The organism is Sulfurimonas indica, from assembly GCF_009192995.1.
GTDB classification, from domain to species: Bacteria; Campylobacterota; Campylobacteria; order Campylobacterales; family Sulfurimonadaceae; genus Sulfurimonas; species Sulfurimonas indica.
The window spans coordinates 51,112-70,624 of record NZ_SDID01000009.1; the positions used below are offsets into that span (position 1 = coordinate 51,112).

A 19,513-nucleotide genomic window follows, 5' to 3' on the forward strand; every position below is an offset into this window, starting at 1 on the left:
GGAAAAATATGAAAATATTCTTACTGGCAATTTCTATTTTACTTCTGCTTTTAAGTGGATGCAGTGATGAAAAAGGTGCTAAGGAATCTACAGCACCCGGTATGAAATGTGGTGCAGGAAAGTGTGGTGCAAATATGTTTGATGGGAATGCAGCACTTGCTAAAAAGAAAAAAAATATTCTTAAGCAAATGAGAGAAGATGATCCTCGAAAAGATTGTGTACTTCAAGCCAGAACGACAAAAGCAACCTATGGCTGCGTGAGAGACCCAAAAACAAAGAAAATGACACTGAAGTGTGGAGAAGGTAAATGTGGAACCGCCATGAAAGCACCAAAACCTGCAATGAAATGTGGTGTCGGTAAATGTGGTAGTGGAGAGAGTGGTATGTAAGACCTAGAGTATTATCTTCTCTCCATAGGCAACAATATGTGCATCAAGCTGCAACTTCTCTTTGAGCACTTTTTTAAATATTTTTTGGGTCTCTTTTTCACCATGGACTAAAAAGACTTTTTTAAGCTCTTTCATATTTGAAATCCATTTAATGATGCCATCTTGGTCTGCGTGGGCAGAAAAACCGTTAATGGTATGAATAGAAGCTTTGACAATAATATCTTCACCAAATACATTGATCCACTGCGCACCCTCTACTATCTCTCGTCCCAATGTTCCCTCAGCTTGAAAACCTACAAAAACAACAGCATTTTTCTTATCCCAGATACGATGTTTAAAGTGGTGTGTAATCCGTCCACCGTTACACATTCCACTACCGGCAATGATGATAGCTTTACTTTTAATATCATTTATACCTTTGGAAGCTTCCGGAGTTTCGGTATAGACAAGTGAGTTAAAATTAAAAACCGTACCATCCTCTTTAACATTTTCCTGACACTGTTTGGTAAGTTCCTGAGCATAGTTTCTGTAGACTGCTGTAGCTCGTGTTGCCATCGGAGAATCAAGAAAGACTTTACACTTTGGCAACTCACCACTCTTATACATCTCACGTAACAGACAGAGCAGCTCTTGTGTCCTCTCCACTGCAAAAGAGGGAATCAAAACGTTTCCGTGAGAATCCAAGGTCTTTACTATTACATCTTTAAACTCCTCAATTGTCAAAGAGATAGGCTGATGTTCTCTGTCTCCATACGTTGTCTCTACATAAAGTGCTTCGGTTTTACTACACTTCTGTAAATCCGGAAGTACAAGTTGATTGTTGTTACCAATATCACCAGAAAAGACAATCGTATGCGAATCCTCATCCTCCATATAAGAGAGCTCTATAAAAGCAGAGCCCAAAATATGTCCGGCATTTCGGTAGATAAAGCTGACACCCTCACACAGTTCATAATAGACATCATATTCTGGATTAATCCACTCTATCATCTTAAAAGTTTTATCGACATCAAGTGGTTCATAAAGAGGTTTGGAGAGTTTTGTCTCTCTCCCTTTTCGTAGTGCTTTTCTATACTTTGTCTGAAAATCTTCACTCATGATTTTTGCACTGTCCAGCAAAATAATCTCTGCTAACTCCATCGTTGCTGCAGTAGCATAAATCTTGCCCCCAAAGCCCTCTTTGACAAGTCTTGGAATACGTCCGACATGATCAAGGTGTGCATGTGTTACAAGAAGGTAGTCAATCTCTTTGGCATCAAAACCAAAGGGTTTTTCATTCATCTCCTCCTCTTCGCCCTGAAACATGCCGCAATCTATCAAGATTTTCACATCACCGATTTGTAAAAGATGACATGAGCCTGTTACTTCCTGAGTCGCTCCATAAGAGTGTACGGTTGCCATAACTATTCCTTAATTATTCTGCATAAAATAATTATACTCCCTCTTTCATTAATGGGCTATTGTTTTACATCAAGTACTTTTTTTATGGCATCTGCTACACGAAAAGAGTTCGCATAAATCGTCCATGTATAAGGGACACTTCCCCCTGTTGGCATAAAAGAGGCATCTGTAACATAAAGGTTCTCTAAGTCATGTGCTTTGCAGTTTTTATCTAAAACGGAACTTTTTGCATCATTACCGAAACGGCATCCCCCTGCAACCAAATTTGGAGGTGGAGAAGCCGAGATATCATAATCTATCTCTACAGCGCCCATCTCACGCAGTACTTTTACGGCCTTTTGTGCCAAATATTCACCGACTTCTAAATCATGTGGATGTCCATAGAGATTAATCACACCAACGGGCACACCATACTTGTCTTTTGCCTTCTTATCAACACTTACAAAACACTTATCTGTCGGCAACCAGTCATTAAAGACCTCAAAGGTTAGTACCCGTGAAGTAGTAAGACGTTTTTGCACTTTTTTAGCCAGTGCCTCACCCCACATGAGATTGCCATGATTATCATAAACCTCACGCATGACACGAGAAATAATATTTTGATGCTCAAAGAGAAAATCTATAGTTCCCCCTTTTTGCTTTCTCTTGCCATCTTTATAATCGTACCACTGTTGCAGACTTCGGTTAAAAAAAACACCCACTTCCATCAGCTCTTTTTGTTGTGCTTGCGTAAGCTTTTCAAATACAAAACGCCCACTGCCGCTTCCCCCGGCAGAGAAAATAAGGTTTTTCCCGACCTCTTTGCTTGAATTTGCCAAACCATTTGGGAAAAACTTATTTGTAGAGTTCAGTAGCAGTCGTGAGCTCTCTATCGCCTGTGCTGCCAAAACAAAGATCTTTGCTCGTATGACATGGACAGCTCCCAACCTTGTTTTATAGTAAGCTTTCCTTACTCTTTTGTCATCACTCTCCAGTTTATAGACAAAAGCATCCGTAATGATTCTCGCTTTACACTTCTGTAGCAGTGCTGCCCTTGCACTCCCCTTTGCTCCACTTGCACAACCATAAGAGCCACAAAAGTTAGAGTAGTAACAGCCATTACGTGAGAGAGCATTTTGAGAAAGAATGGCTCGCGGTGTCGGTATCGATTCAAATCCAAGCTGCTCACATGCCGCATCAAACCATTTAACTGCACCATTGATAGTAAGTTCCAGATATGGAAAATCTACACTAGAGCGCGGTTCCTGCTGAGAATGATTTACAACTCTTCCACTCACACCGATAATCTTTTCCACTTTTGTATAGTAAGGTTCCAAATCTTCATATGATATCGGCCAATCCACTACATTGGCACCTTCTATCGCACCATAAGTAGAAAGAAGTTTAAAATCATTTGGCTTAAGACGATGAAAATAACCGCTCATCAGATTCGATGAACCTCCAACCATATTCCCATTCCAAAAACTCCAATGATACTCCCGTCCATCATAACGTTTGTATGTACCATCTTTTTGATACTCATTGATGATATGAAACTCATCTTCAAGTTTTGGAGTAAAGATATCTCTGCGTGAGACAGCAAGCTCATCCTTGTTAAAATCAGCTTCGGTATAATTTTTTCCTTTTTCAAGTACTACAACCTCAAACCCAGCAAGACTTAGCTCATAGGCAATTGGTGCTGCTCCCGCACCACTGCCGATAATACACACATCAACCAAGGTAAGGCTCCTTCGGTCGTGGCAGGCCACCTGTAAACTTCAGCCATTCCCAACCGGCTTGCTTATTGTTCCCACCATATACAGGGTCTCCAAGCATTGCTTCAAACATATAACCCATCACATCATACAAAAAGCTCTCTCCCCATTCTGTTTTAGATATTATCTGCAAAATTGCTTCTCGCTCTTTGGATGAAAGCTTTTTATACTCTTTCTTGTATCCTATTATTGCCTCTTCATTAAGCCACTTAATACCGTTTTTTATAAAGTCTTTGTCTGCTTTGGAAATTTTTGGATGGTTAAAAACAACAGTCATATATGAAGCTGTTTCAATGCCAAGTGCTTGTGCTTTAGGAAAGAGGTCTTGGTGCAATACTCTCAGTGTCTCGATAGGTGTAGTTACTCCAAACAAAGAGCATCCGTCCATCAAAAACAGAGCACCAAATAAAAAACTCGATTGTAAGAATCTTCTACGAGAAAAGGTTGTCAAAGAAGGAACCTTTTTTCTTTGGAGTATAGGCTTCTATTCCCTCATCCACAAAATCAGGATCACCTTTTTCAAACTCTCTCTGCGAGACTTTTTTTATATGTTTTTTCGGTTTTGTTTCTACATAACCGTTATCTTTTGAGCTCATGACTCCATAAGGAATACACATAACATCCTCCTTTTTCTTTTCTTAACTCAATTATACAAAAGTTTTGTGTATCTTCTGTGTACTTACCATCCTACAGCAATATTAATCGACAAGTGCTTCTACAAAATAACAGTCAACATCCATATAGGTCTTTCCGGTCTGATCCTTAAAAATCAGTTTGCTTTTGTCAAGTTTTGCAAGTTCATCAACACCGACAACTGCTAAAAGCTGTCGTATTCCTGCTAAGAGCTGTGCATGATATGAGGCAATGTTTCTTGCTTTTTTCTCAACTAAAAAAGAAGCACGTTTTTTCTTATCTTGTGTAGCAAGTCCAACAGGACAGGATCGGCCATATGCACCTGAACACTCACGCGCTCGTATACATCCGGCACTCATCATAAAAGCCCTTGCAATCGCTACATAGTCAGCACCAAGCCCAAAGAGTACGATAGCATCATCCGGAGTAAGTACTTTCTCACTCGCAATAATTTTCACCTTCTCTCTAACACCTGCCTCATGCAATGCACTCTCAACGATATAGAGTGCTTTTGCTATTGTCATACCTACACTCATCATCATCTCTAAAGGTGCTGCACCACTTCCGCCATCGCCACCGTCAATGGTTAAAAAATCAGGATAGGCATCAGAGTTCTGCTGCACTCTTTTTTGAATGAGACTTGCATACTCTGCAAAGTTCTCTTTGGATGAGATGACAATTTTCACACCGACAGGTTTGTCGGAGAGTTTTTTGAGCCTGCCTACAAAATCAAATAGCTCCTCCAAGCTGTTTGCAAAGGGAAATTTATTTGGAGAGAAGAGATCTTTATGTGCCTCTACACCACGATAATACGCTATCTCCTCACTCACCTTCTCTGCTAAAAGTCTCCCACCTGTCTGTTTAGCACCCTGTGCCATTTTTATCTCAGTCATACGGCAAAAACGCATTGTCTTTTTATAACGCTCTTCATCAAAGTTACCATCAGTATCTCTGACACCGTAAAGACCGCTTCCAATTTGTAAAATAGTATCAGGAATATCATCGGGGATTTCAGAAGGAAAAACATCAAGAGGTGCACTCCAGTCCACTCTGTAAAAAAGTATCTCTTCTTTGTCAAAAAGATAGCTGTCAGCAGCACCACAGAGGACTACCATATGTCTGTAGACTTTTTGTGCTATTGCACCGTTAAGCAAAAATTTTAAAGTTTTATAGACACTTTTGGCAAAAAACGTACCCTCATATATCTCAAAAAATTTGCACTCTCTTGTATATTTATGAGTGTATAAAAAGTTTGAAGTAAAACCGCCTTCTCCTGTGTTGATAGGAAATCTACCAAGATAAGCTCCCTTTGTAAAAGCTCGTGTTCCCTCAGGTGAGATTGCACCATCGCTCATAGCACTTCTGCCAAAAACAGAATGCGTTACAAAAGGCTTTGGAGAGTTTTCTCCAAAAGTAACAGAAAAGTTATTACTGACATCTTCGGTATTTAAAACACAGTTGGCATTTTTAATGGCAAGTCGTGCACTCTTTTGCGGTTGTCCCGGGGAAAATGAAGCGTAGGCAGATCTTCTCTCAGCTGAATCATAAACCCACTTAACCTTATCAAAGGAGTCATAGAACTGTTCATCTCCAAAATATTGTCGCATTGGATTACGCAAAGCATAAAAGAGATAGCGCAATCTTCCGATAAGCGGATAGTTGATAAGCAGTTGATTCTCTCTTTGAATATATCTATCATAGATAAAAATTACAATAGAGAGAGCCAGAATGAGAATGACAAATGCCTTCATCAAAAACATCATAATGGGAAAATTGATATGTCCTATCTTATGTGTAAACTCTACTAACTCTTCCATCTACTTAGCTTTTCTCTCCAAAGATAATTCTGTCAAGTGAAAATCTTCCCGCACCGTGTGCTATAAAGATAATCAAAAAGAGCATATAGTAAAGCGGTATCTCAAAACCGTTATTACCTGCCTCAAAACCATTAGGAAGGTGTACAGTTACAATAGCCACTATCATAATAACAATCAGTGGAATGGAGATAAGACGTGTCAAAAATCCAAACGTTAAAAGTACTACACCTATTATCTCTGTAGTTGCTGCCATATAAGCATTGAGCGTTGGGAAAGGTATACCGATAGAGCCAAACCATTCAGCAACAGAGCCTATATCACTCCACTTCATCATAGCCGGTTGGTAAAATCCATAAGCAACAACAAGCCGTGCTAGTAACAAACTGACAGACTGCAGATACTCGCTCAAACGGGAAAACTCTAAATAAATTTTTTTGATATTCATAATAAACTCCTTCGTTTATAAAAGATAAGTCTACCTTTTATTTGTGTAGGAAGTGTGTAGAAGATTTTAGAAGCAAGGTATAGACTTCTTGCTTATCTATAATTATGCAAGAAGTCTAATAGGGGAAGTAATATAACTCTATTTGTTACCGCCACATTTACCGACACCGCACTTCATAGCTTTTTTCTTTGCTTTTTTTGCATCGCCGCACTTTTTCGCCTCTGCTTTATCCATTTTAGCACCACACTTCATCTTCTTAACCGGCTTTTCCATTTTAGAACCACATTTTCCAGCTCCACACTTCATGCCCTCTGCACTCGCAGTTGTTCCAAATCCTACAAAAAAAGCCGCTGCTAAAAGCATTGCTGCTACATTTAATCTTTTCATCTTCTCATCCTTTGATTTTAAGTTGAACAAGTGTAACACAAAATAAGAAATATTTATGTGATACTTGTTACATTGGAACTATTTTATAGAAATAGTGTGTAGTATTTGTGTAATGGTGTATAATTAGATAATTTATTTAAAGGCTTCCCTATTCTATCAAAAAAAGAGACTCTTCAAGAGCAATTCAAAAACTTTTACAAAGAACACAAACCAAAAAGCATGGAAGATGCAGTAGAGAAATTTGCCATCTTTGGAGGTGTTTCCTGGGGGGAAATCGATACTTCCAAACCATCTTTTGAGCTTATTGAGAAGCTTATTTTGGATGATTACTCCTACATTCGTAACGATATCAATGAACTTACAGATGGGCAACCACTTTACCACTCTATTCTCACAGCTATTGCACTGAGTGATGGTAAAGCTCATGCGGTCTATAAACGTGCCCATGTTGAAGAGAGTGTTGGAGAAAAAGCAGTTGAGACGCTTCTTGAGCGTGGACTTATTCGGTTCAAACGCTCTAAAGGTGCAGATGACAGATTTAGCTTTACGTTGCCCTTTTTACGTTTTTGGTTTGCCTTTGTATCACCTCTTTTTAAAGGGATTCGTGATGGAGAGTACAAAGAGGTAAAAGAGCGTTGGCAAAGTTACGAAAATGAGTTTACCCATCCTATTTTTACAGAGCTCTCACACGCACTTCTGCGAAAAAAACTCAAAGATGACTCCATTATGGAGATATCAGAGTATTGGAAAAATGATGGTCTTACACTCGACATCTATGCGAAAACAAAAGGCAAAAAGCGTATAATCGGCTCATGTAAATATACAAACTCCAAAATAAAAAAGAGTGAACTTTCAAAGCTTGCAGAACTTGCACAAAAAGCAAATATTGATGCCGATATGCTTGTTATCGTTGCTAAAACAGGTTTTTCAAAAGAGCTAAAAGCACTCAAAAATGAAAACCTAAGACTCTATACACTCAAAAACTTTAAAGAACTACTGGGCTAAAGAATGAAGCTTTTACATAAACTTTTACTTGGATATATTCTAATTATTATTTTTATTGGTTCCTTTTCAACGCTATTGCTAATCTATACAATAGACAAAAACTCCTCTTATCTTGTAGCATACAGAGAAAGAGAAACTACCTCCTTTGTAAAAGTCCTCAATGCTGTTATTCTTGAAAAGAACAAACTTAAAGATACACAAACTATTCAAAAGCTTTTTGATGAAACAGTAGAAAAACTTCCTCATGTAAAACGTTTAACATTACATGTACAAAATCCTGAAAATGGGCATTTTAAGCCTATCGTCAGTACTGTTAGAAAATATTTGCAGATACCTTCTCATCAAGAAGATATTGATGCAATACTTTATAAGAAAACAACACTTTTATATGAAAAGGGTAAAAATGGAGGACAGTTACTTGATATAACCTATCCCATTACTGATAACAATCTCAAAGCTATAGCAGCAATAGGGGCTACTGTTTCACTTTATGAATCAGACAAAGTTCTTGCGAACGCAATTCAAAAAATGAAAGAAGATACGCTATACAACATCCTTTTAATTATTATGACTGCTTTGATTCTCTCCCTTATTATCGGTCTACTTGTTATACGTAAAATTATCTCCCCTTTACATACTTTAAAAAATGCTATTGGATCTTTTTCAAAACAAGAGTTTACTCCAATTGAAATAGCTTCCAATGATGAAATAGGAGAGTTAGCAGCCACATTTAATATTATGGCTGATGAACTTCATATACTGTACAATTCAATGCAAGAACAGATAGATATAAAAACAAAAGAACTCCAAACACAATATCTTGTTGACTCACTAACAACTCTGCCAAATAGAAATGCCCTTTATGAAGATATGAAAAAATTCTCATCTTTTCATCTGGCAATTTTAGATGTCGCATCATTTAGAGATATTAATGACTCCTATGGTGTTGATATAGGGAACCGTGTTTTACAAGTTTTGGCACAAAAAATAAAATTCTATCTTGATAATACACAACTTAAGATATATCGACTTGGTGGTGATGAAATAGCCATTATCAACTATGAATATAATGCAAAAAAGTTTGTTCAAATTATCCAACAGCTTATTAAAAGCCTTGAGCATGAAACAATTTACTTTGAGGATAAAGATCTTGAAATTAATGTTTCCCTGCATGCGGGAATATCTTTAAATCAAAAGTCTGCACTTGAACATGCCAATATCGCTTTACTAGAAGCTAAAAAAAGCTATGTTGATTTACGTGTTTTTAATGAAAAAACTCATACTGAAGATATACAAATACAAAATTTGAAAATGATTAAAAAAATTAAAGATGCTGTTAATCATGATAATTTTATAGCCTATTACCAGCCTATTCTTAATAAACAAAAAGAGATTGTTAAATACGAAGCACTTGTACGCATGCAATATAATCATGAAATATTATCACCTAACAGTTTTATTGATATTGCTAAAAAAACCAAGTATTATAAATATATTACACGTAGTATTATCGCTCAAGCTTTTCAAGAGTTTAAATCATCAACACTCTCCTTTTCGATAAATATATCAGGGGATGACCTTATCAACCAAGAAACATTTGGTTTTATCCAGTATCATTTAGAAAATTTTTCAGATACTTCTCGTGTCATCTTTGAAATTGTAGAGAGTGAAGATATTCATCATCTTCCAAACCTTCAAAAATTTATTGCACTCATAAAAAAACATAATGCAAAAATTGCCATCGACGATTTTGGGACTGGTTACTCTAACTTCTCTTATCTCTTAGATTTAGAGCCTGATTATATCAAGATAGATGGCTCTTTAATTAAAAATATAGATCACGATGACAAGTCTTACAATATAGTAAAAACAGTTGTATCTTTTGCCCATACACTTAATATCAAGGTTATTGCAGAGTTTATTCACTCCAAAGAAGTACTTGCAGTTTGTGAAAGTTTAGGTATTGATGAGTTCCAAGGATACCTCTTTGGTGAACCATCTCTTACAATAGTCTCAAAATAAAGGATCTTCTCATGTATAAAAAAATTTTACTGCTTCATGGTTGGGGAGGAAGTGATTTTCCTCATTGGCAGAGCTGGCTTGCAGGTGAATTGGCACGTGATTATGGCTGTGTAAATTTTTTGCGTTTTTGGGATTTTGACAATCCTAAACTTGATATCTGGTTGCGTGAGCTTCAAGATGCACTACAAGATTTCAGACCCGACATTGTTATCTGTCACTCTTTGGCAAATACACTTTGGTTTCATCTTTGTGCGAAAAAAGAGCTGCGTGAAATAGAAAAACTCTACCTGGTTGCACCACCTAGTTTGAATTGCACTATTACAGAATTAAGTGAATTTTTTCCTGTAGATATACCGCCAAATCTTTATGCCAAAGAAACACTGCTTATTACCTCAACAAATGACCCTTATATGACCCAAAAAGAGGCAAATGATTTAGAGAAAAAGCTAAACATTCCTATGAAAGTTATACAAAACGGTGGTCATTTAAATGCAGACAGCGGTTATGGTCAGTGGGAGTGGATGCTTCAAGAGTTAAAAGCTGTTACCACATCTCACGCATAGATATCAAGTTGATTGCTACTGAGAGTCGGTTTTACTTCCTGTTTGAGTGATTCTTGCACGATTTTGGCTTTTTGCACTGTTTCATTTTGGGCATTGAAGCCTTGCGAACTATTTTTTGTATTATCATCTTTTACAGAATTAGGGTCTAATCTCCCTACCTGCATAGAGCTAGGATATGGAGATTGAAATGTATACTGTACCACTTTCATATCATCCTCCTTTGTGCCTATATAAAAATTATAGCACAAAAATCATAAAAAATTAACCGATTATATACTGATCTCTTCCATTATGCTTCGCCATATAAAGTGCATTATCCACTCGTTTAAAGAGCTCTTCATAGTCATCTCCCTTTTTATATGTTGTCAAACCAAATGATGCTGTAATCTTTGGAACAGGTGAAAATACAACTTTAGCTATTTTCTTTTGCAATTTTTCAACTAAGTGCACCAACCCCTCTTTATTGGTATAGTTAGCAATAATAATGAACTCTTCTCCACCCCATCGTGCTACAAAATCATCCTCTCTTACATTTTTCTGCAGAACCTTGGCAAATCTTTTTAAAACTTCATCACCAATCTTATGTCCATAATTATCATTAACAAGTTTAAAAAAATCTATATCAACAAGTATCAATCCAAACTCACTACCATAGCGCTGTGCGCTTTTTATCTTTCTTTTAATCGTTTGCAAATACTCACTACGATTATAAAGGGAGGTTAAAGCATCATGTGTTGAGAGATTTTCCAACTCTTTTGTTGTCACTTTGACAAGATGGGTCAAAGCTTTTTTAATAGGGTCAAAATCTTTCGTATCTACAGTAATTAACCTCTTCTCTTTTAAGCTCTTTTTAGTCTCTGAAAGCAGCATAAAAGTAGTAGTGACATTTAAAAGCTCTGCTATTTTTCCTGCGTGAAAATACTCTCCAAATGTGAAAAAACCAACCGTAGGAGCAAGTGATTCCAAAATATTTATCTCATCCCTCAGCTTATCTTCCAGCAGTGCCTTTCTTGCGGCACAAGAGTAGATATAGACAGCTTCGGCGGCTTTTGTTTTAATCTTTTCAAAATATTCATAAAGATTATCTGTCAACTCTTCAATATTTGCAAAACTAAAGCGAACACTATCCCCTACATCAAATTTTCCTGCATACATCAAAGCATGATTCTCTGTAACAGCGACAGGATCCCTTGCCACCAAAACACCCTCTTTATCTAAGAGTAATGGAAAAGCCATACAGGAAGCCGGAAGATTGTTTACAACATCATCACCAAGATACTTTCTATACACATCAATAATCGCAATACCATCAAGTTCATAAAGAGTAGAACCGTCTGCTTTTGTAACACTCATCTCTTTGCCAATAGGAGTCCATTTCAATATATAATCACTATTAACGAAAAGTTCATCCCCACTCAGTGTCGCTATAACGCAACCGTTGTCACTATACTCTTTTTCTGTGAAAACATATGTTTGCTTGAAGCTTTTATCTGCTGCTCGACCACCTGCAATAACAATGTCAGGAGCCATCTTATAAATATCTTTTAGCAGTGTTTCTGCATCACTTTTAAGCCCATCACTAAAAATTATCATTGCCTTTGTATTATCACTTAAAAGCTCTTTTTGAATATCTTCAAGATGGAAATTCTTGTCTAATTGATAGAGTTTTGATTTTATGGATGTCTTGTTAAATATACTAAATGAGAGTGTCACCGTATTATCATACATTGCACCATTACAGATTTCACCACTTGTTGTAGTACCAATAATATTGGCTTTTGGTAGTCTTTCTTTAACTACTCCAGCTAATTCCAGACAATACTCTGCATCAACAATACCACTGAATATCTGAACAAAAAGCCTCTCTTCTTTTTCTAGTTCATGAAGTTCTATAAATCTTTGAAGCTCTGCTTCATTTGTATATACCGTGTTATAACTTGTCACAGACTCTCCTTTTATAAGGGAATCTAAAAGATATCCTTAGATCTTATAGACTATTATATCATTCAAGCAACATAAAAAAACTTAAAGTATCACATTTTGCCTCATAGATTTTTATAATGTCCAAACCGAAAATTTACGGTTTTTAATTTTTCCACTTTTTAAATACTTAAATGCACGATCAATATCATCACTTGCCACAGCTACATAAGCTTGCCTCTCATAAATATCTATCTTACCGATTGAACTACCTGCAAGCCCTGCTTCACCACTCAACGCTCCTAAAATATCCCCAGCACGCAGTTTATCTTTCTTACCGCCTTCAATCACAAGCGTTACAAACTCCGGCGTCATCTCAAAAGAGTCCACTTCTTCTATATCACTAGCATCAAGAAACTGCCGTTTTGCCTCCTCTTTATACTCTGCTACTTTTTCCTCTTCAAAGTTCTCATAAAGTGTAAGTGCAACTCCTTTTGCACCGGCACGTCCAGTACGTCCTATACGGTGTGTATAGGTCTCTTTTGTATGTGGCAGATCATAATTGACTACCATGGAGAGTGCTTTGATATCAAGTCCCCGAGCTGCAACATCCGTTGCCACCAAGATAGGTGTTGAGCTGTTTGCAAACTGTACAAGTACATCATTTCTCTCATACTGTTCCAAATCCCCATGGAGTGCAAGCGCATCTATCTTGCGTGTAACAAGTTTCTCTGAGAGCTCTTTTGCTTCGAACTTTGTATTGGTAAAGATAATGACATTTTTTGGCTTTGTACTGCCAAGCAGATTAATCAGTGTACTCAGCTTATCATCAGTTTTGTAAAAAAGCTCCTCTATATCATTTGGAGTTTCTTCTGTTGTTGTTTTGATATGCAGCGCATTATCCAAAAGTTTGTGTGCAACTACTTTAACCGCATCATCATAAGTAGCAGAAAAAAGAAGTGTCTGGTGATATCGGGGTAAAAACTTCATTATCGACTCTACCTCTTCCATAAAGCCCATATCAAGCATTCTGTCTGCCTCATCAAGTACAAAAGTATTCAGATCTTCTAGTGATAGACTCTCTTTGTTCAGGTGTTTGAGCACACGTCCGGGAGTTCCGACAACTATGTGTGCCTGATGAGAGAGTGAACCGAGCTGTTTGCCAAAGGACTCACCACCCGTGAGCATCAAAATCTTGATATTATGTGCAAATCGTGCCAAACGGCGCAGCTCTTTTGCCACTTGGTCTGCAAGCTCACGTGTAGGACAGAGCACCAAAGCCTGCACTCTAAATTTTTTCACATCCAGATTATGTAAAAGCCCAATACCAAAAGCAGCTGTCTTGCCACTGCCTGTTTTGGCTTCTGCCATGATATCCCTGCCTTCTAAAACAGCAGGCAGTGCCTCTGCCTGAATAGGTGTCATCATTTTATAATCAAGTGTATCAAGGTTTTGAAGCATTGCTTGCGTGAGGGGAAGTTTTGAGAATTTTGAGAGATTCATATTTTATCTTTTTTTGAAATTATACATCATTATTGAAGCTGCTATGGCAACATTGAAACTTTTTACATCTTCTTGCATCTCAATATTTACGACTTCATCACATAACGCTAAAATATCTTCGGCTATTCCAAAACCCTCATGACCCATAATAAGCACCCATTTCTCTGCTGTTTTTACACAAAAGAGCGGCTGGGAATTCTCTGTCACCTCTGCCGCATAAATTGTATACCCTAACTCTTTCAATGCTTTTATGCTCTCTTTTATATCTTCATAAACATGAATCTTGAGCATTGCGGCATATCCCATCGAAACACGGAGTGCTCTTCTGTTAAAAGGATGTGGTGAGGTTTTTCCAAGCATTAAAGAGTTCACGCCAAGTGCTGCCATACTCCGTGCAATCGCTCCGACATTCTCACTCGATGTGATGTTATCAAGCAGTACAATATTATCATCCAACTCCTCTAAATTAACATCAACCGGGCGTTTTGCATGCATCATACAGTTATGGTGGATCTTGTGTCCTACGATCCTGCTCATCTGCTCTTTACCTGCTTCATAAAGTAAGGGAACCTCACGTGAACCTATCAATGCTTGATACATTTCAAAATATTCACGTGTAGCTAAAATGCTCTCTATCTTGATATCTGTTTTTTCTAAAAGAAGATTCACTACCTTCGGCGAGTCGGCAATAAAGCTCCCGTCATTTAATATTCCTTTATCACGCAGTGCATGATACACTTTTAGTCTTTTATCTTCAATATTTTCTATAGCTACTCTCATAATGGCATTATATATTATTATGATAAAATGGTTCCTATGAAATTACTACTTATGGAAGATGACCCCGTTTTATCTGATATTTTGCTTGATTTTCTGCGTGAGAGCTGGGAAGTTGATTATGCTTTTAATGCCGAAGAGGTTTACGAACTGCTCCAAAACAAACAGTATGACCTTTTTATCTTTGATATCAATGTAACAGGGCAAAACGGTCTTGAACTTCTGCAAGAGTTACGCTCTTTTAGTGATACCACACCTGCTATTTTCATCACAGCTTACGCCGATACAAAGCACCTGCAAAAGGCTTTTGATGTCGGTGCCCACGATTACATCAAAAAGCCTTTTGCTCTTGAAGAGTTGGCACTGCGCATTCAAAATACAAAACGCCTCTTTCACATAGAAGAGAGTGATACCTTGCTCATTACAGAAGGTATCTACTTCCACCCACAGACAAAAGAGATTCGTAAAGAAGATAAATCTATCACTTTAGGCAATAAAGATGCTCTTCTACTGAGTTATTTTCTCAAAAACAGAAAAAGACTTATCTCCAATGAAGAGCTTATACAAAACATCTGGGACTTTGACTCCCTGCCAAGTGATGCAACACTCCGTTCACATATCCGTACTCTGCGTGAAATCATAGGGAAAGAGAAGATAAAAACCATTCGTGGAGAAGGCTATCTCTATGAATAAAATCACAAAAAAATCTTTCTACTCCTTTTTGGCACTCTATCTTGTCAGCTCTTTTATCTTTCTTACCCTTGCTGCTTACTGGTTTTATACCTCACAGGTTGCCATGGAGAAAAATGCCAACTTCTACAAGATGAATCACATAGCAGACCTTGTCAGTGCCGAGGTAATTCACGCACAAATGGAAGAGAGACCGTTTAAATTACAAAAATTTGAGCGTGCTGTTGTAGGCCTTTATGACAAAGAACATAAACTTCTCTATGGTATGAGTGTTCAGGATGTCGATTTTTCCAATGATTTTTATATGAAAGAGGGCATCTTTACCCTTGTTTCTCAAAGGACAGCAGGACATCTTGATGTACAGTATGTAGTTGTACAGAGTAATGAGTGTGTCAAAAATGTAGAGAAGATAAAAAACAAGATTGCCTATGCTGTCATTATCACAGCTATCCTTATTATTCTTATCGCTATTTTTCTCTCCTATATCTTTTTAAAACCCATCAAAGAGAAAATGGAAGAGATTGAATCTTTTGTAAAAGATACTACCCATGAGCTCAATACTCCCTTAACAGCTCTTATGATGAGTACCTCACGCATAAAATCAAAAAAAGAGTATGATGAAAAAATTGTCAAAAACATCTCTATCAGTACAAAACAACTCTATGATATCTATGCCTCACTCAGCTTTTTGAGCTTTGATTCCCAAAGTGAAGCAGCGCAAAAACTTCGATTTGACAATGTCATAAAAGAGGATATTAATTACTTTAGCGAACTTTTAGAGAAAAAGAACATTCAGCTCAAAGCCAATCTTGAGCCTTGTGAGATTACTATTGCTCCGACAAAGTCTAAAATGCTTATAAACAATCTCTTAAGCAATGCTATCAAATATTCAAAACCAAAAACTACCATATCCATTACAACGACAAGTGACTCTTTTATCATTCAAGATGAAGGTATTGGCATAGAGAAAGAAAAGCTAGATTTGATTTTCCAGCGGTTTGTCCGTGCAAACTCTTATGCAGGAGGATTTGGGGTGGGTTTAAATATCGTAGACTCTATTGTCAAAGAGTATGGCTACAAAATTGAAATAGTGTCTGAGAAAAACAAAGGTACAACGATTACGCTACACTTTCGTTAGTATTTTCAAGTTTTGCGACCTCTTCAATACAACTCACGATAATATTTTTGATTCTGTTGGGTGCAAGCTTATACTTCATCTCAAAATCTACAATTGCATTGATATCCATATGCTCCATACTGCGAACCACTTTATAGATATCACCAAAAATACCCTTCTGTTGTAAGAGTGCCTCTTCAACCTCATCGGAGATATTGATATTTTCGAGTATCTCTTCAAGTGGCATCGAAAAAAGCGTATCCATCAACGAGAGTACTCCAACCATGTATGCTTCGCCTAGCATATTTGACCTTGCATCCGGTCGTATCTCTTTTAAAATCCTCTCCATTAACTCCGTTCTGTTTTTTACCATCAGCATCAAAGGCGATATCTCAAAATTTGAAGCAACCGACTTGGAATAGATCATCAGCATCAGCCATTTTGCAAGCTGAATTCTTCCAATGAGCACAATAATATGATGAATAGAGGAGATTTTTTTTCGAAACGAAAATGCTGCAGAGTTGATAAACTGCAGAAGTTGCACCGTAATTTCAGGATTTTTCTCAAACTCGTCTGCTGCTTCATCAATGTTTCTGTCTTCCATCAGCATATTGTAAAGCCGTAGTACCGCCATACGTGTCGGATTGTACTGTGCATTTTCTATGATTTTTGGCTGTGCGAAGAAATAACCCTCAAATGCATCACAGCCAAAAGCTTTTGCCTTCTCATGTCTCTTTTCATCTTCTATCTTCACACCAATGATTTTTATACCGTTGGCATGCAGTTTCTCCATGCTCTCTTGTATACCCTCTTCAATAAATACTTTACAGTAGGTAAAAGTATCTAACACAGATATATACTTCTCAAATACTTCGTCATTGAGTTTTATATTATCTATAGCCAGAATATAGCCCTTTGTATGGAGTTGATGGAGTCGTTCAACGACCCGTTCATTCATTGCAACATTGCTAAAGATAGAAAAAACAAAAAACTCCTTTGGAATTGAAAAAATAATATCATTCAGCAGGAACTTCTCATCTATTTTGACAAAAGCCCTTTTATCTCCAAGCAGTTGTTTCGTACCGAATTTATTGAGTACACTGCTAACGACAGCAGCACTTGCATATCTGTCATTGTCTATTTTGGTACTTTTTGGAGAATCCCGATAGAGTATCTCATAGGCAAAAATATTAAAGTTTTTATCTAAAATCGGTTGTCTTGCAACATATACATGTTTTATCATTTTTATATCCTATAAAAACATTATACAACATTTTTTTATTAGGTTGCTAAAATCTATTTGTCTATGCGATACCATCCTGCAATTGAATAACGGTCTTTTTTTGCAATATCAACTGCGTGAGGGAACTCTTCGCTCATAAATACAACGAGAGTATTTTGCTTTGGAAGTACTTTTTTGATGAGCTTGTCCTCTTTATCATAGATGAGCAGTTCTCCACCATCTCTCTGATTCCACTCCTCATTGAGATAATAAACCGTAGTGACAACTCTGTTTTTGGAGTTCTTAAAAGCATCAAGATGTTTTTCATAAAAATCACCCTTTTCATAGTGAGCAAAGTGTGCTTCGTAATATGTAAGACCAAGGAACAAAGAGCGATTGAGATACTCACGCAAGCCCGATGCAAAAGTAAGAAATTCACTCACACTTTCGCCATCTTCATCTAGCCAGACTATCTTATCACGACGCCTCTTTTTATCAAGATGCAAAGTATTACTGCTTGATATGCCTGCCTCTTTATAGTTCTGTTGTTTTTGTGCTTTTTGGAGTAGTTTTTGTGAAAGCTCTTTATCTAAGGCATCTTCAATAATAATATAACCCTCATTTACAAGAGCATCGGTAATTTTTTCGTAGAGTATTTCCATACAGGAAGTTTACACTGACACCCCTACGGGTGTCAAGTAAAAAAGAAAAAGGAGCTGTTAGATTGGTAAAACTCTGATTTTTGGAGAGAGTTTTTCTTTGAGCGTTGACTCGATTGCATAGAGTGTACCTGTAGCAGATGAAGCACAACCGTTACATGCACCAAGATATCTGATATAGATATCGATATAGTCATCATTTTTCTTAATATCGATGATTTCCATATCGCCACCATCCATGATTAAGAACTGACGAACATTCTCATCGATTACTGCATCAACAGCTTTGATCTGCTGAACAAGTGTCATCTCTTCGAAGTTTCCACCACCAGCTGCTTGCGCATCTGCCGCTGCTTTCATCTTCTCTTCATCCATCTCTTTGCGTGTCTGTTCCAAGATATCAACAAGGTAGTATTCTCTGTCTTCATGACCACCCGGTTTGATACAAGATTTACAAAAGCCACCTGCTTTTGTGTAGTCTGTGATCTCTTCAACCGTTTTAAGGTCATTGAGACGAATTACCTCTTGGATAGTACCAAGTGATACACGAGCACATTCACAAACAATGATCTCATCTTCAAAGCTCTCTTCATCAACACCTAGGTAAAGTGAAGCTGCTTTTTTGATAACATCATACGCCATAACAGAACAGTGCATCTTTTGCGGTGGAACTGCCGGAGTATCCGGATCATCACGCAGTGCTTTTTCAACATCAATATTTGTGATTTTTACTGCTTCTTGAACAGTTTTACCAATACAAAGCTCTGTCATAACATCACTTGATGCGATAGCAGTACCACAACCAAAAGATTTAAACTTAGAGTTTACAATCTTGTCTGTTTTTGGATCAACTTCCCAGTAAAGTCTTACTGCATCACCACAGCTCTCAGCACCAAAATCAGCAACAATAAGCTTGTTACCATGTGCCTCAGCTTCCTCAGGAGTAATCTCTCCTTGGTGTTGTGGGTTATTCATTAAGGTTGTTACTTTATTTGAGTACGCATCCCATAAAGAAGCGCCTAATAAATCATCTTTAGCCATAATATTCTTCCTTTAAATTTTTTCAAAATTTTAAGGGAACCTTTTTATCTTATTCCCTTTTTGTCACGTCAAAGGAAGCAATTCCTTTGCCTACGCTAACGATTGGTTTCACTCTAAAGGGCACTTACATCCTCAGCGGAAAGCTCACGCGACTAGTCACTTTTTAAT

20 protein-coding genes are annotated in these 19,513 nt (G+C 37.3%); 6 read left to right on the top strand and 14 right to left on the bottom strand.

Annotated features, from left to right (window positions below):
• Positions 1 to 8 precede the first annotated feature (8 nt).
• The gene (locus tag ES948_RS06145; RefSeq protein WP_246153832.1) at positions 9 to 389 is read left to right on the top strand and encodes an HvfA family oxazolone/thioamide-modified RiPP metallophore; all 381 of its coding nucleotides are present in this window, start codon (positions 9 to 11) and stop codon (positions 387 to 389) included.
• A gap of 3 nt (positions 390 to 392) precedes the next feature.
• On the opposite strand, the gene ES948_RS06150 is transcribed toward ES948_RS06145, so the two are convergent.
• The 7 genes from ES948_RS06150 to ES948_RS06180 form a co-directional block, all read right to left on the bottom strand.
• The gene (locus ES948_RS06150) at positions 393 to 1,790 is read right to left on the bottom strand and encodes an MBL fold metallo-hydrolase RNA specificity domain-containing protein (RefSeq protein ID WP_152184073.1); all 1,398 of its coding nucleotides are present in this window, start codon (positions 1,788 to 1,790) and stop codon (positions 393 to 395) included.
• Positions 1,791 to 1,846: 56 nt separating this feature from the next.
• Positions 1,847 to 3,508, bottom strand: coding sequence for a GMC family oxidoreductase (locus tag ES948_RS06155; protein ID WP_152184074.1), 1,662 nt, complete (start codon positions 3,506 to 3,508; stop codon positions 1,847 to 1,849).
• Positions 3,501 to 3,995, bottom strand: coding sequence for a gluconate 2-dehydrogenase subunit 3 family protein (locus tag ES948_RS06160; RefSeq protein WP_152184075.1), 495 nt, complete (start codon positions 3,993 to 3,995; stop codon positions 3,501 to 3,503). Before ES948_RS06160 ends, ES948_RS06155 begins: the two co-directional genes overlap by 8 nt.
• Complete coding sequence (locus ES948_RS06165; RefSeq protein ID WP_152184076.1) at positions 3,976 to 4,161, bottom strand: hypothetical protein; 186 nt, start codon at positions 4,159 to 4,161, stop codon at positions 3,976 to 3,978. Before ES948_RS06165 ends, ES948_RS06160 begins: the two co-directional genes overlap by 20 nt.
• An 81-nt stretch (positions 4,162 to 4,242) precedes the next feature.
• A complete protein-coding gene (locus ES948_RS06170; protein WP_152184077.1) occupies positions 4,243 to 5,994 on the bottom strand; it encodes an FMN-binding glutamate synthase family protein in 1,752 nt (583 codons plus the stop codon).
• A 4-nt stretch (positions 5,995 to 5,998) separates the two neighbouring features.
• The gene (locus ES948_RS06175; protein WP_152184078.1) at positions 5,999 to 6,439 is read right to left on the bottom strand and encodes an HvfX family Cu-binding RiPP maturation protein; all 441 of its coding nucleotides are present in this window, start codon (positions 6,437 to 6,439) and stop codon (positions 5,999 to 6,001) included.
• A gap of 138 nt (positions 6,440 to 6,577) precedes the next feature.
• Positions 6,578 to 6,826, bottom strand: a complete 249-nt coding sequence (locus ES948_RS06180) for a hypothetical protein (RefSeq protein WP_152184079.1) — start codon at positions 6,824 to 6,826, stop codon at positions 6,578 to 6,580.
• A 219-nt stretch (positions 6,827 to 7,045) separates the two neighbouring features.
• Between ES948_RS06180 and ES948_RS06185 the strand changes: the two genes are divergently transcribed.
• Genes ES948_RS06185 through ES948_RS06195 form a run of 3 tightly spaced genes read left to right on the top strand, consistent with a single transcriptional unit; the run spans position 7,046 to position 10,416 of the window.
• On the top strand, positions 7,046 to 7,831 hold the full coding sequence (locus ES948_RS06185; protein ID WP_152184080.1) for a DUF234 domain-containing protein: 786 nt from the start codon (positions 7,046 to 7,048) through the stop codon (positions 7,829 to 7,831).
• Between the two features lie 3 nt (positions 7,832 to 7,834).
• Complete coding sequence (locus ES948_RS06190; RefSeq protein ID WP_152184081.1) at positions 7,835 to 9,853, top strand: EAL domain-containing protein; 2,019 nt, start codon at positions 7,835 to 7,837, stop codon at positions 9,851 to 9,853.
• Between the two features lie 11 nt (positions 9,854 to 9,864).
• Positions 9,865 to 10,416: an RBBP9/YdeN family alpha/beta hydrolase gene (locus ES948_RS06195; RefSeq protein ID WP_152184082.1), complete on the top strand. Its 552-nt coding sequence runs from the start codon at positions 9,865 to 9,867 to the stop codon at positions 10,414 to 10,416.
• Here ES948_RS06195 and ES948_RS06200 read toward each other — a convergent pair.
• The 4 genes from ES948_RS06200 to ES948_RS06215 all read right to left on the bottom strand — a co-directional run bounded on the left by ES948_RS06200 (position 10,407) and on the right by ES948_RS06215 (position 14,619).
• Positions 10,407 to 10,625 (bottom strand): hypothetical protein, encoded by a 219-nt coding sequence (locus ES948_RS06200; protein WP_152184083.1) that lies wholly within the window; start codon positions 10,623 to 10,625, stop codon positions 10,407 to 10,409. The genes ES948_RS06195 and ES948_RS06200 overlap by 10 nt on opposite strands.
• 52 nt (positions 10,626 to 10,677) lie before the next feature.
• On the bottom strand, positions 10,678 to 12,360 hold the full coding sequence (locus ES948_RS06205) for a sensor domain-containing diguanylate cyclase (protein ID WP_152184084.1): 1,683 nt from the start codon (positions 12,358 to 12,360) through the stop codon (positions 10,678 to 10,680).
• A 111-nt stretch (positions 12,361 to 12,471) separates the two neighbouring features.
• On the bottom strand, positions 12,472 to 13,839 hold the full coding sequence (gene dbpA, locus ES948_RS06210; RefSeq protein WP_152184085.1) for an ATP-dependent RNA helicase DbpA: 1,368 nt from the start codon (positions 13,837 to 13,839) through the stop codon (positions 12,472 to 12,474).
• Positions 13,840 to 13,842: 3 nt separating this feature from the next.
• On the bottom strand, positions 13,843 to 14,619 hold the full coding sequence (locus ES948_RS06215; RefSeq protein ID WP_188109467.1) for a TrmH family RNA methyltransferase: 777 nt from the start codon (positions 14,617 to 14,619) through the stop codon (positions 13,843 to 13,845).
• A gap of 36 nt (positions 14,620 to 14,655) precedes the next feature.
• Here ES948_RS06215 and ES948_RS06220 point away from each other — a divergent pair, with 36 nt between their 5' ends.
• Together ES948_RS06220 and ES948_RS06225 are read left to right on the top strand one after the other, a co-directional pair.
• Positions 14,656 to 15,309: a response regulator transcription factor gene (locus ES948_RS06220; RefSeq protein ID WP_152184087.1), complete on the top strand. Its 654-nt coding sequence runs from the start codon at positions 14,656 to 14,658 to the stop codon at positions 15,307 to 15,309.
• A complete protein-coding gene (locus ES948_RS06225) occupies positions 15,302 to 16,444 on the top strand; it encodes a sensor histidine kinase (RefSeq protein ID WP_152184088.1) in 1,143 nt (380 codons plus the stop codon). Before ES948_RS06220 ends, ES948_RS06225 begins: the two co-directional genes overlap by 8 nt.
• On the opposite strand, the gene ES948_RS06230 is transcribed toward ES948_RS06225, so the two are convergent.
• From ES948_RS06230 to ES948_RS06240, 3 genes are read right to left on the bottom strand one after another with little or no spacing between them, the layout of a single operon-like run.
• Entirely contained in the window at positions 16,425 to 17,666 is a 1,242-nt protein-coding gene (locus tag ES948_RS06230) for an EAL and HDOD domain-containing protein (protein ID WP_246153833.1), read from the bottom strand. The genes ES948_RS06225 and ES948_RS06230 overlap by 20 nt on opposite strands.
• Positions 17,667 to 17,719: 53 nt before the next feature.
• Positions 17,720 to 18,307 carry a 2OG-Fe(II) oxygenase gene (locus ES948_RS06235; RefSeq protein ID WP_152184089.1) on the bottom strand — a complete coding sequence of 196 codons (588 nt, stop codon included), beginning with the start codon at positions 18,305 to 18,307 and terminating at the stop codon, positions 17,720 to 17,722.
• Positions 18,308 to 18,364: 57 nt separating this feature from the next.
• Positions 18,365 to 19,345 (bottom strand): iron-sulfur cluster assembly scaffold protein, encoded by a 981-nt coding sequence (locus tag ES948_RS06240; RefSeq protein ID WP_152184090.1) that lies wholly within the window; start codon positions 19,343 to 19,345, stop codon positions 18,365 to 18,367.
• Positions 19,346 to 19,513 lie beyond the last annotated feature (168 nt).

Coding starts and splice junctions, on each gene's coding strand:
- ES948_RS06145 (WP_246153832.1), top strand. CDS start 9: ATGAAAATATTCTTACTGGCAATTTCTATTTTACTTCTGCTTTTAAGT.
- ES948_RS06150 (WP_152184073.1), bottom strand. CDS start 1,790: ATGGCAACCGTACACTCTTATGGAGCGACTCAGGAAGTAACAGGCTCA.
- ES948_RS06165 (WP_152184076.1), bottom strand. CDS start 4,161: ATGTGTATTCCTTATGGAGTCATGAGCTCAAAAGATAACGGTTATGTA.
- ES948_RS06170 (WP_152184077.1), bottom strand. CDS start 5,994: ATGGAAGAGTTAGTAGAGTTTACACATAAGATAGGACATATCAATTTT.
- ES948_RS06175 (WP_152184078.1), bottom strand. CDS start 6,439: ATGAATATCAAAAAAATTTATTTAGAGTTTTCCCGTTTGAGCGAGTAT.
- ES948_RS06180 (WP_152184079.1), bottom strand. CDS start 6,826: ATGAAAAGATTAAATGTAGCAGCAATGCTTTTAGCAGCGGCTTTTTTT.
- ES948_RS06185 (WP_152184080.1), top strand. CDS start 7,046: ATGGAAGATGCAGTAGAGAAATTTGCCATCTTTGGAGGTGTTTCCTGG.
- ES948_RS06190 (WP_152184081.1), top strand. CDS start 7,835: ATGAAGCTTTTACATAAACTTTTACTTGGATATATTCTAATTATTATT.
- ES948_RS06195 (WP_152184082.1), top strand. CDS start 9,865: ATGTATAAAAAAATTTTACTGCTTCATGGTTGGGGAGGAAGTGATTTT.
- ES948_RS06200 (WP_152184083.1), bottom strand. CDS start 10,625: ATGAAAGTGGTACAGTATACATTTCAATCTCCATATCCTAGCTCTATG.
- dbpA (WP_152184085.1), bottom strand. CDS start 13,839: ATGAATCTCTCAAAATTCTCAAAACTTCCCCTCACGCAAGCAATGCTT.
- ES948_RS06215 (WP_188109467.1), bottom strand. CDS start 14,619: ATGAGAGTAGCTATAGAAAATATTGAAGATAAAAGACTAAAAGTGTAT.
- ES948_RS06220 (WP_152184087.1), top strand. CDS start 14,656: ATGAAATTACTACTTATGGAAGATGACCCCGTTTTATCTGATATTTTG.
- ES948_RS06225 (WP_152184088.1), top strand. CDS start 15,302: ATGAATAAAATCACAAAAAAATCTTTCTACTCCTTTTTGGCACTCTAT.
- ES948_RS06230 (WP_246153833.1), bottom strand. CDS start 17,666: ATGATAAAACATGTATATGTTGCAAGACAACCGATTTTAGATAAAAAC.
- ES948_RS06235 (WP_152184089.1), bottom strand. CDS start 18,307: ATGGAAATACTCTACGAAAAAATTACCGATGCTCTTGTAAATGAGGGT.
- ES948_RS06240 (WP_152184090.1), bottom strand. CDS start 19,345: ATGGCTAAAGATGATTTATTAGGCGCTTCTTTATGGGATGCGTACTCA.